This window comes from Magnetococcales bacterium, from assembly GCA_015231755.1.
In the GTDB taxonomy this organism is placed as follows: domain Bacteria; phylum Pseudomonadota; class Magnetococcia; order Magnetococcales; family Magnetaquicoccaceae; genus Magnetaquiglobus.
The window spans coordinates 115,517-130,991 of record JADGAZ010000013.1 but is presented as its reverse complement, the minus strand read 5'-3'; the positions used below and the strand labels follow the sequence as shown (position 1 = coordinate 130,991).

Annotated in this window: 7 protein-coding genes; 1 reads left to right on the top strand and 6 read right to left on the bottom strand. The window is 60.7% G+C overall.

Features of this window, described 5'->3' with window-relative positions; genetic code table 11:
- The 3 genes from HQL98_10220 to HQL98_10210 all read right to left on the bottom strand — a co-directional run.
- Positions 1-142, bottom strand: a 142-nt coding sequence (locus tag HQL98_10220) for a hypothetical protein (GenBank protein MBF0272426.1), incomplete at its 3' end; no start/stop codon positions are given.
- A 153-nt stretch (positions 143-295) separates the two neighbouring features.
- Complete coding sequence (locus HQL98_10215) at positions 296-505, bottom strand: hypothetical protein (protein MBF0272425.1); 210 nt, start codon at positions 503-505, stop codon at positions 296-298.
- Between the two features lie 68 nt (positions 506-573).
- Positions 574-4,005, bottom strand: a complete 3,432-nt coding sequence (locus HQL98_10210) for a DUF1566 domain-containing protein (GenBank protein MBF0272424.1) — start codon at positions 4,003-4,005, stop codon at positions 574-576.
- Between the two features lie 281 nt (positions 4,006-4,286).
- Between HQL98_10210 and HQL98_10205 the strand changes: the two genes are divergently transcribed.
- Complete coding sequence (locus tag HQL98_10205; protein MBF0272423.1) at positions 4,287-5,354, top strand: glycosyltransferase; 1,068 nt, start codon at positions 4,287-4,289, stop codon at positions 5,352-5,354.
- 103 nt (positions 5,355-5,457) lie between these two features.
- On the opposite strand, the gene HQL98_10200 is transcribed toward HQL98_10205, so the two are convergent.
- The 3 genes from HQL98_10200 to HQL98_10190 all read right to left on the bottom strand — a co-directional run bounded on the left by HQL98_10200 (position 5,458) and on the right by HQL98_10190 (position 15,464).
- Positions 5,458-11,982 (bottom strand): SDR family NAD(P)-dependent oxidoreductase, encoded by a 6,525-nt coding sequence (locus HQL98_10200; GenBank protein MBF0272422.1) that lies wholly within the window; start codon positions 11,980-11,982, stop codon positions 5,458-5,460.
- Between the two features lie 37 nt (positions 11,983-12,019).
- Positions 12,020-13,093 carry a KamA family radical SAM protein gene (locus HQL98_10195; protein ID MBF0272421.1) on the bottom strand — a complete coding sequence of 358 codons (1,074 nt, stop codon included), beginning with the start codon at positions 13,091-13,093 and terminating at the stop codon, positions 12,020-12,022.
- Between the two features lie 259 nt (positions 13,094-13,352).
- Positions 13,353-15,464, bottom strand: a complete 2,112-nt coding sequence (locus HQL98_10190) for a hypothetical protein (GenBank protein ID MBF0272420.1) — start codon at positions 15,462-15,464, stop codon at positions 13,353-13,355.
- Positions 15,465-15,475 lie beyond the last annotated feature (11 nt).

Below are 15,475 nucleotides of genomic sequence, written 5' to 3'. Positions count from 1 at the left end.
CCCAATCGATCCCCTCATGGGCCTCCGGCAGGAAGAATGCCAGGAACTCCTGGAGATAAGGTACCAGGATATCCTTCCACGGGGTATCGAATTCATCCGTGTGTTGGTTATCCTCGTTCTCCTGCATCACCAACTCCGTCATCCTTTCATGTTCCGGAAAGATATCAAGAATGCGTCCTTTCAGGCACAAAAGCGAGGGATCGTGTGCCATCACAATTCAACAGATCCAACGTCTCCGCCGCATGGATGGATGGGGCACCACTGGCACAGCTCAAGTCGTTCGTCCAACTGCCGGTCAGAAGGATCGCTTCAGGGTCAGAAGAATTTCCCGAACTGGATTGCGGCCCTGCCACACAAACGGATCGGTCAGCCAGTTGAAGTGTGCGTCGAACAGGTTGTCCACCTTGAATAGGTACGGATACTCTGGCGCGGGAGAGACAAAGGGCGCTTTGGGGTCTTGGTCGCGACCAAGTGCTTCGCCCTTGGATCCCACCAGGGGTTGCACCCCTGGACCCCGCCCACAGCCCTGCGGGCTGCGGGTCAAAGGGCTCAAATCACCCAATAGTCCAATGATCATTGTCCGCCTCGAACGGGCCACACATAGTACGAGTACGACTTGCCGTAGCTGCCGACGCTGCCGTAGCTGAGGTTCACGCTCCACGCGATGTCGGCGCTGCCGGCGTAGGTGGTACTCGACCAGAAGCTGCTGGCCTGAACGCCCGACAACGCGACACTTCCATACGCCTCCAACAAAACCCCCAATTCCCCTTCGTCACCTCCAGAAGCAGGCGGCTCCCAGGTTTTGGCCTGACTATTCCATACATATTGAACCAAAGGAGGAACCCATTTGCTGGTTTTATAATCATATCGACGATCAGGATATTTAGCCTTGGGCAACCGCCATTGCCCAGCCGTTGAACCATCCTTCAGACCACATTGACCATTGGCCAGATTGGCTGCGGCGTTCAGGGCAGCTTGCCAATTCCTCCCTCCCAAACAATACACATTCTTCAGCAGGATCAAACCGGTTTTTGTATCCGTGACCGTACCGTCACCGTTGTTGACGAATCGATCCGATTGGTAGACTAGAATCTGGTAATAACTGGTCCCTGTCTGCTCCCACGGCAAATCCGTTGCCACCGCAGTATTGCGGAAAGTGATGCCATTCGCATAGGTGCCGGTCGGAAACTTGCTGGTATCCAAAGTGACGGTTACCGTTTGGGACTCCTTGGCAGCCAGGGTGCCGCTGGTGGCAGAAACCGTGATGGCTTCTCCTTCTTGGAAACTCGCCGTCCAGGTCAGGGACTCATCGCCGGTATTGGTCAGGGTATAGGTTTCCGTGATCACGCCGCCTTGACCTTTCTGGATCGTGCGCACGATATCCTTGCCAGATATCTGCAAATAGGGCGGATTTTTTTTGTCACACTTTGGATCATGAATGGTTTTTTGTGCAAGCGTCCATTCGTTGTTGTAAATTTCCAAGGCACCACTCACCGAAGGGATGGTGACGAATTTGCCATTGACCAGCCAACCTGCCGTTGAATTGCCCAGATTGGCCAGATCGAGTAATTCCTTGAGCGCCTTCATCATATCTACATCGTAGGTGAACTGGCCATTCAGCCCCCACAACAGAGTATAGTTGAGATCTCCGACACAGCCATCCTGCACCAATTGGCCCACATCGGTGATTTGTTGCGAGTTCAGTTTCAACGTTCCCGTCACCGGTATGCCCAGATTGACCAGACCGTTCAACGTGGCGCTCATCTCCGGTTTCAGATAGGCGGAGATTGAACTGCTTTTCGTCAACGGGGAGAGACTGTAACTCGGGGATTGGGGCACCAGATCCTTGATGAAACTCCACTGACCCGTCGAAGCGCCGTTCCGGTCGTACACCAGACCCGCCTGTGCCGTCATCGCCATGCTTATCGAGGCAGTCAGGGTCTCTTTGACCTCGATCCCCGCACCCAGATAGAGATTCAGTTGCGGCTTGACCACAACCGGCACCCCGCCAATGGCAAACATGAACGGCTGAAAATGGAGAGTCCCCAGCAGCACAGGCCCGGCAGAGGCGGAACTTTCCCCTCCCACATTCAACGCAAGCGTGCCGGTGGGCGTGACGGTGGGGATGAAATGAAAATGCTCCAATCCGGACAGCAGGCCAAAGGAGCCGAACCGGGCATCCAGATCCACGCTGATCTCCAGATCCACGGTGCCGGTGGCGGTCACCCCGGGCGCCAACTCCACCGATTTGTTGAACGTCTGCGTCGCTGCGCCTTTGGCGCGGGCCTGGTTGGCAGAATTCGTCTCGCCGGAGCCGAAACGCAACCGGAAACGCTGGCTTCGGTAATCCTCGGCAGGAAGCAACTCAATCCCCGGCAGACCCACGAAGGCCGCCTGAGCGGTCGATCCGGTGGTGCCGACGGTGGCCAGGTCGGCGTTGGTCAATTTCTTCTTCAATCCCCCGGATCCCTTGAGAACCACATCCGCCAAGCTGGCCTGTTCGGTGGTGACGTTGTAGGTCAGGTCATCGACCTTTTCCACCGTCAGAATGCGTCGCAAAAAGCCATTTCCGGCGGTCCCACCTACCAGGGAACCGGTGGCCAGTTTGGCCAGATTGGCGATCATGGCGCTGTCCCCGGCTGTAGCCACCACCTTCAGCCCGGATGCGCTGACCGTGACATCGGCTGTGGTCAGATCCACCCATTTTGAAGAAAGCTCGGCGTTCTTGTAATCGAAGGTGACGCGAACGTTGCGATTGTTTCTTAAGGATACCGTGCAGGTAGTGTTGTTCGTGGAAACCGTATCGCACCCATCCCAGCTGCGAATCGTCGTATCGGTGGTGGGGGTGGCCGTGAAGGTCTGGGTCTGGGCGGAATCTTTCGTATAAAAGGCAGAAGAGACGTTATCCTTGGTGGCCTTCTCCACGTCATAGTGAATCGTGTTGGTGGCATTCTTCACCGACCCTTTGCCCACCGTGGTGGCGGTCACCTTCACTTTGCTGAAACGGGCATCCGGCATGGGGGAAAGAGTCAGTACCGTGCCAAAGGTGGCATCCAACAGCGTGCGGAGTGTGTCGGTTTGGGATGAACGCAACGTGGAGATGACGCTGTGGCCACTGCCATTCGGATTGGAAAGCAGGGCGGATTGGAACTTCAGCTTTGCCTGATGCGCGGCATCCAGATAAGAAAACGCCAGGATATCCTTGGCATCGATTTTTCCGTCGCCATCGATGTCCTGGGCCACGAAAATTCGCGCCAGATCATTGAGACGCACCCCCAGATAGTCATCATCCACCTCGCCGACCAGATTTCTCGTATATTGCCACGTCATCTCGGTCAGGGGAGAGAGGTTGAAATTCCCGGCTTTCAACGTCGCGGTCGTCATCAAGGCATGGATGGTTCCGGTATTGTTCAGCGTCTGGGTGCCATCCGTTTCCTTCCCACCGGTTGCGGCAATCAGCAACATCTCGCCATCTCCGGTGGACAGACTGGCCGGAGGTGAAAACTTGCCGTTGCTGTCCGAGGTGGTGGTGAACAATACCGTGGCTGGATCAACCGCACGGCTGGCCGTGACAGTGGCACCGGAGAGCAGACCGGTCATCATCACCGCAGCGTTGCCGGCAGTTGTCAGTCGGTCAATGGTATCCATAACGGTGGCATTGCTGCTTTGGGCCGACAACGCGACACCGGTATCGATGGTGGAGGCGCCGTTCAAACGTCGCAGGATCAACACCCCATCCGTGGCATCCACCTGCCCCCCTTGATCCACATCCAGCGTCAACCCCAGACCATCGATCGATTGCATCACCGACGCATTGGTCTGACCCGACGGCAGGACGACACCGGTATCGATGGTGGAGGCGCCGTTCAATCGCCTTAAAATCAACACCCCATCCGTGGCATCCACACTGCCGCTTTTGTCCACATCCAGGGTGGCACCGTGAAGAACGGACGCGCACAGAACGAATAAGAGGATCGAGACTCTTAACAGTCCTTTTGTAAACATGATGTTGACAGCTCCGGAAGGGTGTTTGATACAGAGACTTAAAGTGTAGGAGGGCGGCGCGTAAAGATCAAGTCAGGGTTCATCAAGAATTGCCAGAATCGTCATGCCCACGGGATGTTCGCAGGGTCATGGACAGCGCTTGATGGCAAGACCCGCTTGAATCCCTTTGCGGTGAGTCGGGACAACGGCTGGCTTTGGCGAAAATTCCGTGTCACAAGGCGGGGAGTGTGGTATGCCACCTCTTCCATTCACCCCGCTTTTCACGACGGCACGGAGCGATCATGAACCGGAACCTGATTCTGTATGCCCCCAATGTCCACAACGGCGGGGGATTCATGCTGTTGAACGCGCTGCTGAAAAGCTGGCCCGCCGAATGGAGGCTGATCGGCTTTTTGGATCAGCGGGCTCGATCCCGTTTGCACCTTCCCCCGGACAGTTCGATCCATTGGGTCCAGGCCAATCTGATCTCACGGGCCTGGGCGCAGGTCACGTTGAATGGCGTGGCTGCGGCGGAAGACACGGTGCTGTTTTTTCATGGTCTGCCGCCAGCGTTCTTTTTGAAAGCGCGCATTGTCGTTTATCTGCAAAACCGTTTGTATTTCGGGAAGTATGCTGTTTCGGACCACAATCCCCGTGTCGCTTTGCGTTTGCTGTATGAACGCGCCATCAGTCGAATCTTTCGGCAGCGGGTGGATGCGTTTGTGGTGCAGACCCCCACCATGGCGGCGGCGTTGAGGCACTCTTTGGAGCAGTGGAAGCAAACCGATCTGCCCAAAGTCCTGATCTTGCCCTTCATCGATCAGCCGACGGTGGAACGGGATGCGACGGTGGCGCCGGAATGGGATTTTGTTTATGTCTCCGATGGCAATGCACACAAGAATCACCAGCGGCTGTTTCAGGCGTGGCGGGAACTCAAACGGGAGGGACTGACCCCGAAACTGGCCTTGACCCTGGGAGAGCGGGACCGTGGGCTGGCGGAACAGGTGGCCGGGTTGCGGCGCGAAGAAGGCTTGGAAATTGATAACGTGGGGCATTTGTCGCCCCCGGAGGTCTCCCGTCTGTACCAGCAAGCCCGGGCCTTGATTTTTCCCTCCCTCTCCGAATCTTTCGGCATGCCTTTGATCGAGGCCAGTCGCCACGGGTTGCCCATTGTCGCGGGGGAATTGGATTATGTCCGGGATGTGTGCGTGCCGGTGCAGACCTTCGATCCCACCTCGGCCCGTTCCATCGCCAGGGCGGTCAGGCGGTTTCTGGATGTGCCCGATCCGGGTGTGTCGCTGTATTCGCCACGGGAGTTTTTGAATCGGATGCGGGATGAGGCGTTGGAAAGGTCGGAGTCTTCTGTTTGAGTGTGCCGGTCTCCCCGGTTTCTGAGGCGATCAACGCATCGGAAACCGGGGAGGGCGGGAGACAAGAGACAAAATGGGTGTGGCGGTGGAGGCGTGAACCGGATCAGGAGAGTTGGGACATGGTGTTCATCAACTCTTCCAGCAGCAGCGCCTCCGCCTCGTCATCCGAGAGTTTTGCTACAGCCGCCTGGTCCTGCGCCGGGGTGGTGGCGGCCTGGGTGTCGGGGGTGGCGGCCTGGGTGTCGGCAAACAGGCTGGAGGCCAGGAAATTGGCCAGGGCGTCGATGGTGGGATAGTTGAACACCAAAGACGAGCCGAGCGACAATCCCACTTCCGCTTCCAGCTTGTTTTTCAGCTCCACGGCGGTCAACGAGTCGATGCCCAAGTCGAACAGTTGCACATGGGGCAAAACCCGCTCCAGATTGGGAATGCCCAGCACCTTGGCCACCAGGGCGCGGATGTGGTCCACCAGGATGCCGCGACGCAGGTTCTCCGGGCTGGCGGCCAATTGCTGGCGCAGTTGGGAGGTGTTCTTGTGGCTGGACGGATTGTTTTCCGAGGCCACCAGACCGCTGTAGCGGGGAATGCGCGTGGCCAGGGGATTGGTTTGGGCAAAGGCCTCCCAATCCATGTGGAGCACCCCCAGTTGGGACGGATTCCAGCGCAATACCCGGGCAAAGGCGTTCATGGCCTGGGTGATGCCGATGCTGTGAATGCCTCCCCGTTGCAGACGGCGCTCCACTTCTTTGTCGCGAGCCGCCATGCCCACCTCCCCCAAGGCACCCCAGTTGATGCTGGTGGCCGGCAGTCCGGCGGCGCGGCGGGCGTGGGCCAGGGCATCCAGAAAGGCGTTGGCCGCCACATAGTTGCCTTGTCCGGCGTTGCCGATCAAAGACGAAACCGACGAGAAGAGCGCGAAGAAGTCGAGTTTCAGGGACTGGGTGGCCCGATGCAGATGCCATGCCCCCAAAGCCTTGGGAGCCAGCACACGCCGCATGCGGTCGGGATCCAGATCCATCAGCAGTCCGTCGTCCAGCACCGCCGCCGCGTGCACGATCCCCCGCAAGGGTGGCATGGTGTGGCCGATGCGTTGGATGAGCCGGGTCACCTCCGTGGAACTGGTGACATCCATGGCCACGGCCATCACCCGCACCCCGGTGGATTCCAGGGCCATCACAGCCTGTTTGGCTTCGGGGGAGGCCGCGCCCTGACGACCCGTCAGCACCAGTTGTCGTACTCCCTGTCGTCCCATCCAGGCGGCCAGCTCCAGTCCGAAACTGCCGAAACCCCCGGTGATCAGATAGGTGCCGTCGGCGTCAAACAATGGGGGTTCCTGGCGTTGCGGCAGGATGGTCATGGGGCCGGTGCCCCGCATGTCCAACACCGCCTTGCCCAGTTGACCGCTTTGCACATGCTCGAAGGCTTCCGCGGCCCGGTCGGCGGGAAAGACATGGGTCTGGATCGGTTTGAAGGTGCCGTTGGCGAACTGGGCGGAAATCTCTTCCAGCAAGAAGGGCATGATCTCCCGACGCCGGGCCAGATGATCCAGATCCACGGACATGAAGCTGAGGTTGCGTTCCACGCTGGCTAAATTCCACGCCGCATCTTTGCGGGCGGCATACTCGCCCAGTTCGACGAAACGCCCGAAGGGGGCCAGGGCCAGCACGCTTTTTTGACCGGCTTCGCCACCCAAGGTGTTGAAGATCACATCCACTCCCCGCTCCCCGGTGGCGGCCATGATCTGTTCGACATAGGTGGGAAAACGGCTGTCGAAGACGTGGCGCAGTCCGAGTGAGCGCAGGAATTTGCGTTTTTCCGGGGTGTCGGCGGTGACGAACAGCTCCGCGCCACGCCATTGGGCCACCTGGATGGCGGCCAGACCCATGCCGCAGTGGGCGGAATGGATCAACACCTTTTCCCCGGTGCCCAGATAGGCCCGGTAAAGCCCGAAATAGGCCGCCAGAAAGGCCATGGGCAGTCCGCCGCACTCCGCGTCGCCGATGCGTCTGGGTCTGGGCAGGGTCCAGATGGCGTTGACCGGCAAGGTGATGTGGGAGCGGAAACCTCCCGGCAGAATGGCCAGAACCGCTTCATCTTTGGCCGGGGCCTGGACCCCCGGACCCACGCGGGTCACCACACCGGAGACCTCCATGCCGATGCCATCGCCGAAGAAGGTTTTGTCCAGCGTTCCTTCCGGATCCCGCTGGGTGATGCGGGTCACATCCCGGGCGCCGATGCCGGCGGCGTGGACTTCGATCTCCACCTCTCCGGGACCGGGGGGACGACGCTCGCAGGCTCGCAACTGCAACGAGGAGAGGACACCCGGTCGGCCCGCTTCCAGCACAAACGGCGTTCTGGTGGCAGGATCGTCGTTGGGTTCGATCTGTTGCTGGGCCAGGGTCGCGGCCTCTGCCCGCACCAGACGGTTGACCAGTCGTTGTCCGTCCCGCCAAGCCACTTCGCTTTCCGCCAGATCCGCCAGCACCTCGGCGGCCAGATCCGCCAGACAGGCGGCAGGATCGTGAGGATCCAGATCCAGCACCGTGCAACGCAGTCCCGGCTGCTCGTTGGCCGCGACCCGGGCCAGTCCCACCAGCGGAGCCAGATGCAGGCCCGAGAGGGTTTCCGGCTGACCCGCGGGTTGCGCCCCCTGGGTCACCATATAGAGTCGGGGCGGGCCGGATGAGGGAGTGTTTCCGCTTTCGCCCATTCGGACCAGGGTCTGGATCAAGCCCAGGGTGTCGATCGCCGGATTCATGCCGATGGGATCTTCCAGAGTCGATTGGGCGGCCATACCCCACAAATCGATCACCGCCCGGCAGGGTCCGAGGGATGCCAGCGCGGCGTCGAGTCCAGCCAGGGGGTGGGAAATCCGTTCCACCCGGCCCGCTCCCGCCGCGGCCAACTGTTTGGCCAAGGAGCCTCCCAGGGGGGTGTCGTGGTCCAGAATGACCAGGGGCAGGGGATCGTTCTTGGGTGCAGAGGCCGTTGTGGCGGCGGGCCGTTCCACGGGTTCCCAGGAAAGGCGGTAGAGCCAGTCGTTGAGGGCGGCGTTTTCCTCGTCGTTTTGACCCTTGGGCACCGCCTTGCAGCGCAATTTTTCCAATTCGGCGTAGATTCGGCCTTCGGAGTCGCACAGGGTCAGATCACACTCGATGAAACGGGCATTGTGATCCGTGATCTGGATGTAACACCAAAACGGCGCGGCGGGAGTGGCGTAAAAGCGCAGACGCTGAATCCCCACCGGCAGATACAGCCCGTCATCCGGCTTCATGGTGATCATCAAGGCCTGAAAGCAGGTGTCCAGCAAGGTGGGATGCAGCCGATGGGCGTCGTCGGCCCGGCTCCACTCCGGGTGGGCCGCCACTTGCACCAAGACGGCGTTTTCTCCCCGCCTGATCTGGCGGATGCCCCGGAACCAGGGGCCGTAATGCAGACCGGTGGCATCCAGTTGGGCATAGATCGCGTCGATCTCCATGGATTCGGTGCAGGCGCGCTGCACGGTGTTCATATCCAGATGGGTGGCGTCTCCCAGTGGTTCGGGGGAGAGGGTTCCGGAGGCGTGCAGGGTCCAGTGATCGGGCTGGTCGGCGCGTTGGCTGTGAACCGTGTACTGGTGGCTTTTGGGATCGAAGCTCATGCGCAGGGTGGCTTCCCCGCCGGTGATCACCAGCGCCTGATGAAATTGCAACCGCTCCAGCAGGCAGGGTTCGTCCTGGACCACCAGCCGGTGAATCGCCAATCCCAGTTCCACATATCCGGCGCCGGGAAAAACCACCGACTCTTCCACCCGGTGATCGTTCAAGAAGGGCACCAAAGCCGGATTCAACTGGCTCTCCCAGGTGGGCAGGGGCGCGTTGATCTTTTGACCCAGCAGGGTGTGTTCCACCGTGTAGAGACGATCCATCAATGCCGCGTCGCTCTCGGGCCAATACCGTTCCCGTTGCCAGGGATAGGTGGGAAGGCAGAGGTGTTGTTCCAGTTCGGCGGGATAGATCCGTTCCCAGGCCACTGGATAACCATAGGTATAGAGCTTGCCCACGGTTTCCAGCAGGGTGGCCCGTTCCGGTTTGGTGCGATTCAGGGTGGCCAGGGTTTCGCCGGTCACGCCCTTGTGGCTCAGGCACTCCTGAATGGAGGTGGCCAGCACCGGATGGGGTCCGATCTCCATGAATAGTCCATAACCGTCCTGGATGAGACTCCCCATGGCCGCCGCGAACAGCACCGGCTCCCGCAGGTTTTGCACCCAGTATTCCGCCCCCCAATCCGCTCCTTTTACCGGCAGGCCGGTGACGGTGGAATACAGGGGCAGGGTGGGAATGCGGGGCTGGATGTGAACCAGAGAGGCCCGCAGTTCCGGCTTCAACGGATCCATGGCCGGGCTGTGATAGGGGATGTCCACCCGCAAGAACCGGTTGAAGACCCCCCGGGCCTTCAGTTGTTGGGCGATGATGGCCAGGGCGTCCGCGTCTCCGGCCAGATTGCTGGAGGTGGGGCTGTTGATGGCCGCGATCACCACCTTGCCTCCGTGGGGGGCCAGCAGGGGGGGACACTCTTCCGGGGGCAGTCCCACCGCCAGCATGCGTCCCGCGCCCACGGCTTTTTGTTGCAGCCGGCTGCGGTGATAGCTCACCAGAATGGCGTCCTCGAAGCTCAACGCGCCGGTAATGTAGGCGGCAGAGACCTCGCCTAAGCTGTGTCCCACCACGGCGGCGGGTTCCACCCCCCAGGCCCGCAGCAGGGTCACCAGTCCCACCTGAACCACGAAGTTGCCCGGTTGGGCGAAGCGGGTTTCGGCGATGCGGGATTCGGCTTCCGGGCGTTGCATCTCTTCCAGGATCGACCAACCCGCCACCTTCTGGAAATGGGCGTCGATGGTTGCGGCGGTCTGGCGGAAGATGGGTTCTTCGGCCAGCAGTTGGCGACCCATGGCCCACCACTGGGGGCCCATGCCGGTCAGCACGAACACCGGACGTTTGGCCTGTTGGCCCGAGATCTGGCTGTGGGACGGGGGCAGGGCATCCGGGGCGGTCAGGGCGCGCAGTTGTGCGATCAACCCCTCGGTGGAATCGGCCACCAGGGCCAAACGATGGTCGTGATGGGTGCGACGCACCCCGGCGGCCCGTCCCAGATGGGGCAGGGTCGGCAGGGGTTGGGTGGTTTCAAGCCAGTCGAGCCACCGTTTGGCCAGGGCGTTGAGTCCGGCTTCGCAGCGGGCCGACAGGGGAATGAGTTGTTCCCGGGAATCGGTGGCCACCGGAGAGGCTGGAGGTGTTTTCGGTCCTTCCGACAGGATGGCATGGGCATTGGTGCCCCCATAGCCAAAGGAGTTGACCCCCACCAGGGCGGGTCCATCCCCGGCGGGCATGGGTTGCAGGGCACGGGGCACCCGCAGGCGCAACGCCTCGAAGGGGATGTTGGGATTGAGGGTTTCCAGGTTGGCCTGGGGGGGAATCTGTTGGTGATGCAGGCACAAGACGGCCTTGATCACGCCGGCCACGCCGGCGGCGGCCTCCAGATGTCCGATGTTGGCCTTGACCGAGCCGACCATGCAGGGTTGATCCTCCGGGCGACCCAGACCATAGACGCTGCCCAGGGCTTTGCATTCGGTGGGATCCCCCAACGGGGTGCCGGTGCCGTGGGCTTCGATGTAGCGGATTTTTTGCGGATCGATGTCGGCGGCGGCGCACACCTTGCGGATCAAGGCCTGTTGGGCCGGGCCGCTGGGCACGGTGATGCCGTTGGTGTGGCCATCCTGATTGGCTCCGGTGGCGTGTACCAGGGCATAGATCCGGTCGTTGTCCCGCTGGGCTGCGGAGAGGGGTTTGATCACCACGATGCCCGCCCCTTCGCCGCGTCCATAGCCGTTTCCACGGGCGTCGAAGCTTTTGCTGCGTCCGTCGGGGGCCAGGAACTGTCCCTTGTGCAAGGCGATGTTGTATTCGGGCCGGATCATGAGATTGACCCCGCCGCTGATCGCCATGGAGCATTCCCCGTTCCACACCGACTGGCACGCCTGATGGAAACTGACCAAAGAGGAGGAGCAGGCCGTGTCCATGGCGATGCTCGGTCCCAGCAGGTTGAAGGCGTGGGAGATGCGATTGGCCAGCATGGCCAGATTAACCCCGATGGCCGAGCTGTTGTTGAGCAGGGGCCGGTTGAGGGGGCTGAGGATAATGGCGGTGAAATCCTGCATGAAGCCGCCGATGTACACCCCGGTATTGGAGCCGTTCATCCGGTCCATGTCGAGTCCGGCGTCTTCGCACGCCTCCCACACCACCTCCAGCAACAGGCGTTGTTGGGGATCCATGGCCTGGGCGTCCCGGGGGGAGATGCCGAAAAACAGCGGATCGAAGCCGTCGATGGGCTCTTGCAGGAATCCGCCCTGCCGGACCGGCATCTTCCCGGGCCGGGAGGGATCCGGATCGCAGAAGCGTCCCAGACTCCACCGTTCCGGCGGGGTTTCGATCACCCCATCCTTGCCTTGGCTCAACAGCTCCCAGAATGCCGCTGGACTATGCGCGCCTCCGGGAAAACGACACCCCATGCCGATGATGGCCAGAGGTTCGGCGTGTGAACGTTGGGAGGTCGGGGGCGAATCCGGGGTGTGTGGGATCTGATTGGTCATGGGGTCCATGGTTTCCGGGGTGCAGGAGGCGTTTTGATTATGAAATGACGGGCAGTTCGGTGAAACGGCCATCGTGATTGCGCAGCAGATAACGCTGGTCGTTTTTGTCCACGATGGAGTCGCTGGCCACGATGGGAATCTTGCCGATGTTGGTGGCGACCACATACAGGGGCTGGGCCAGTCCGGTGGTGTGACCCCGCAGGGCGTCGCGGATCAATTCCGCCCCTTTTTCCAGCGGGGTGCGGAAGTGATCGATGCCGGGGGCGGCTTCGCAATAAAAGACATAGTAGGGCCGGATGCGGATGCTCAGGAGTTTTTGGTGCAGTTCCCGGAACACCTCCACCGTGTCGTTGATCCCCTTGAGCAGCACCGCCTGATTGCCCACATTGATGCCGCAGGTGGCCAGATCGTAGACCGCCCGGGCGGTGAGTTCGGTGAGTTCCTTGGGGTGGTTGCACTGGGTGTTGATCCAGATCGGCACCTTGTGGTATCCCGCCAGCCGTTTGGTGAGGGATGGGGTGATGCGTTGGGGCAGCACGATGGGCAGACGGGTACCGAAACGGATCATCTGGATGTGGGGAATCTCCCGGATGCGGCGGATCAGGTATTCGATTTCGTCGTCCGACAGCAGCAGGGGATCCCCGCCGGTGATCAAGACATCCCGCACTTCCGGGTGTTCGGACAGCCATTGCAGCCCTTCATCCACATCGAGGCGCAGTTTGAGCACCTTGTCGATGGTCATCTCGCGGCGGAAGCAGTGGCGGCAGTAGATGCCGCAGGTCTGGGTGACGGTGAAGGCCACCCGGTCCCGGTATTGACGGGCAATGGAGTCGGGACGTTTTTCCTGGGTGTCGCGGTTTTCCTTCCAGACCAGATACCCTTCCATGCCAAACTCGTTTTGCAGTTCGAGCATCGAGGGGATGACCTGTTTGCGGATTGGGCATTCCGGGTCATCTTTGTCCATCAGGGCGGCGAAATAGGGAGTGGTGCCCCAGCGGGTGTTTTTGTGGGCCAGGATCGCCTCCCGTTCCTGCGGGGAGACATGAATGAATTTCTCAAGTTTCTCAAGGGTGTTGACATGGTGTTTCAGTTGCTCGCGCCATTCATTCATGTCGTGATTGTCTCTCCGCAAGAAGGATCAGAATGAAATTTCGGGTTCTTGTCCGGGCTGGCTTGGTTGGCGTGGTTTATTGGCGCACCATGAATTGATTAAAAAATAGGCAAACGAGTCTATTTTTATAATTCTGCATCCAGGAATGTTCGTGATGATACCCGATTCTGTATGGAAAATAAAATCATTTACAGTGATCGGGTAAACAAGAAACGCCAGAACAGGCCCGGATCGAAAAAACGTAAGGAACAGGCCCGGATCAGGGGGCCAGTTCCGCCAGCAAGGTATTGATCTCGCCCCAGTGTTGCAAGAAGAGCGGCAGTTCCCCTGCGTCGATCCGGTCGGCCATGGGGCTGACAGGGGTGGAAACGGGTTGAATCACCGGCCAGTGGAGGGTGATTTCGTTTTTGCCCGCCACCAGAAGTTGGGCCGGAATGGAGAGGGTAGTCGTGGTCCAGGCGGTGTGGAGCGGCAGGGCGGGGAGTCGGGTTTGGTTGATCTGCACCGCCAACGCGCCATCCGGATGGGAGGCTGGCGGAATCCGGTGAGTGATGGTGAGACGTATATTCCGGGACGGATCGGCGATCACCAGCAGAAAGCGGCTCACCCGGTCATAGGCCTTGAAGTGGAGCGACTGTTTCCACCAATCCCCTTCGGGCTGGCACCAGGTGGTGATGTGATAATACGGATCGAGCAGATCGATGGGGGATGCGTCCAGGGCGTGTGCCTGCAACAGACGCTGTTGGATCCGGTCGGGCAGTTGGGGATCGGTTTTTTGGAAGGCGCGGGTCAACTCTTCGGCCAAAAGATCGTGGCGTCGCGGACCCATGTCCGCCAGTCGGAAGGTGGCGAACAGATCGTCGGCCTGCAACACCTCGGGAAACAGGTCGCACAAGGCCCCGGGCAGCCGCCGACAGGCCAGATCGGCCATGAAGGTGGCCAAGGTCACCGGTCCATCCTGTCCTGAGGCCTGCTCGGCGTGATGGCGCACCAGTTCCCGGGATTGACCCCAGGAGGCGTTGTGCATGGCCGCGAACAGATGCGCACGGCGGATGATTCCTTGATTCGGAGCCGGGGCGCGGGTCATCAGGGCGTGCCAATCGGTCTGCGCCCCTTCCAGCCGTTCCCGGATGGCCACTACCAGAGCCGAGGCCACCATGGCGGTCCCTTCGGCGGTGAGATGGCAATAATCGAAGAAGCTGCGTCGTCCGGGAATGGCTCCCTCCAGCCACGTCGCGAACCGGCTGGGCAGGTCGATGCCGCTCAACCAGGGCGTTCCAACCCGATCGATCTCTTGGAGGATGGTGGAGCGTACCACGGCGGGACAACGGGGCGTCAACAGGGGCCAGCACCACAACATGGCGTCACGGGCCTGTTCCAGTGCCTCCCGGGCCTTTGGGATGTGTCCTTGCTCCTGAAGACAACGGGCCAGCAGGGCGTAGGCCACCGAGGTGGTGCCCTGGTCGTATTCGATGAGTTGTTGGGCCAGGGTCGCCCCTTCGTCCCATTCGCCTTGGTCGATGACCGTCCGGGTCTGCTCCAGCAGGTATTGCCAGCGGGCCGGGTCCACGCCCTGCCCATCGCGGGTTGCCTTCGGGGTGCCGATGATGGTGTCCGAGGCGAAATCTGCCAAGTTGAATTCCGGAATCACCACCAGAATTGGCAGTTGCCGGGCCCGGGCCAGGGTGGATAGTTGCTGCACATAGGCTGCGGCCCGTTGCTGGAGCCAATTCTGGATCACCCGGTTGATGCCGGCCAATCCCGCCCCTTCCCGCAGCGTCCGGGCCATCGTCGGCGCCAGTTCACGCCACAAGGTATTGGGTTCCAGCCAGTTGTTGCCGGCGAACAGGATCATCAGATCGGGTTGCAGGGCCACCGCCTCGTGGGCGAGTTTCAACAGTCCGGGCATGAACTGGCCATTGCAGGCCAGATCGATGATTTCGTAGCCTGTGTCGCCGGGTTGGGTGGCCAGCAGGCTTTCCATCACCTGGACGGGATTGAAATGGGGATCGAAGAAAAATCCACGGGCCACCGACTCTCCCAGATAGACGATGCGTTTTTTGGCGCTTTTCGGAGGGATGTGTTCGGCGGCGGACCAGCGGGAGGCGTTGAAGGGATCGGTTTCGATCCGTTCGTAGCGGGTTTGGCCCTGTTCCGTCACCGGTTCCCAGATGCCGATGCGGGTGGTGGCCTCACCGATGGCAGGGGTGGGCAGGGGCTGGGCCTGATGCGTGGACAGATCCATCTGACCGCTGAACATCCCCAACTGGCGCATGGACTCCAGCAGACGAGGCAGATCGTCCACTGCGGCCAGACGGTCGGCGATTTGATTGGCCAGGATTTTGGTGAGGTCGGGTGGTGTCAGGCTCATGATGGGGCATG

What these genes read in the sequence shown, in the direction of transcription:
- HQL98_10190 (MBF0272420.1), bottom strand. Translation starts at nt 15,464, where the DNA reads ATGAGCCTGACACCACCCGACCTCACCAAAATCCTGGCCAATCAAATC.
- HQL98_10200 (MBF0272422.1), bottom strand. Translation starts at nt 11,982, where the DNA reads ATGACCAATCAGATCCCACACACCCCGGATTCGCCCCCGACCTCCCAA.
- HQL98_10205 (MBF0272423.1), top strand. Translation starts at nt 4,287, where the DNA reads ATGAACCGGAACCTGATTCTGTATGCCCCCAATGTCCACAACGGCGGG.
- HQL98_10195 (MBF0272421.1), bottom strand. Translation starts at nt 13,093, where the DNA reads ATGAATGAATGGCGCGAGCAACTGAAACACCATGTCAACACCCTTGAG.
- HQL98_10210 (MBF0272424.1), bottom strand. Translation starts at nt 4,005, where the DNA reads ATGTTTACAAAAGGACTGTTAAGAGTCTCGATCCTCTTATTCGTTCTG.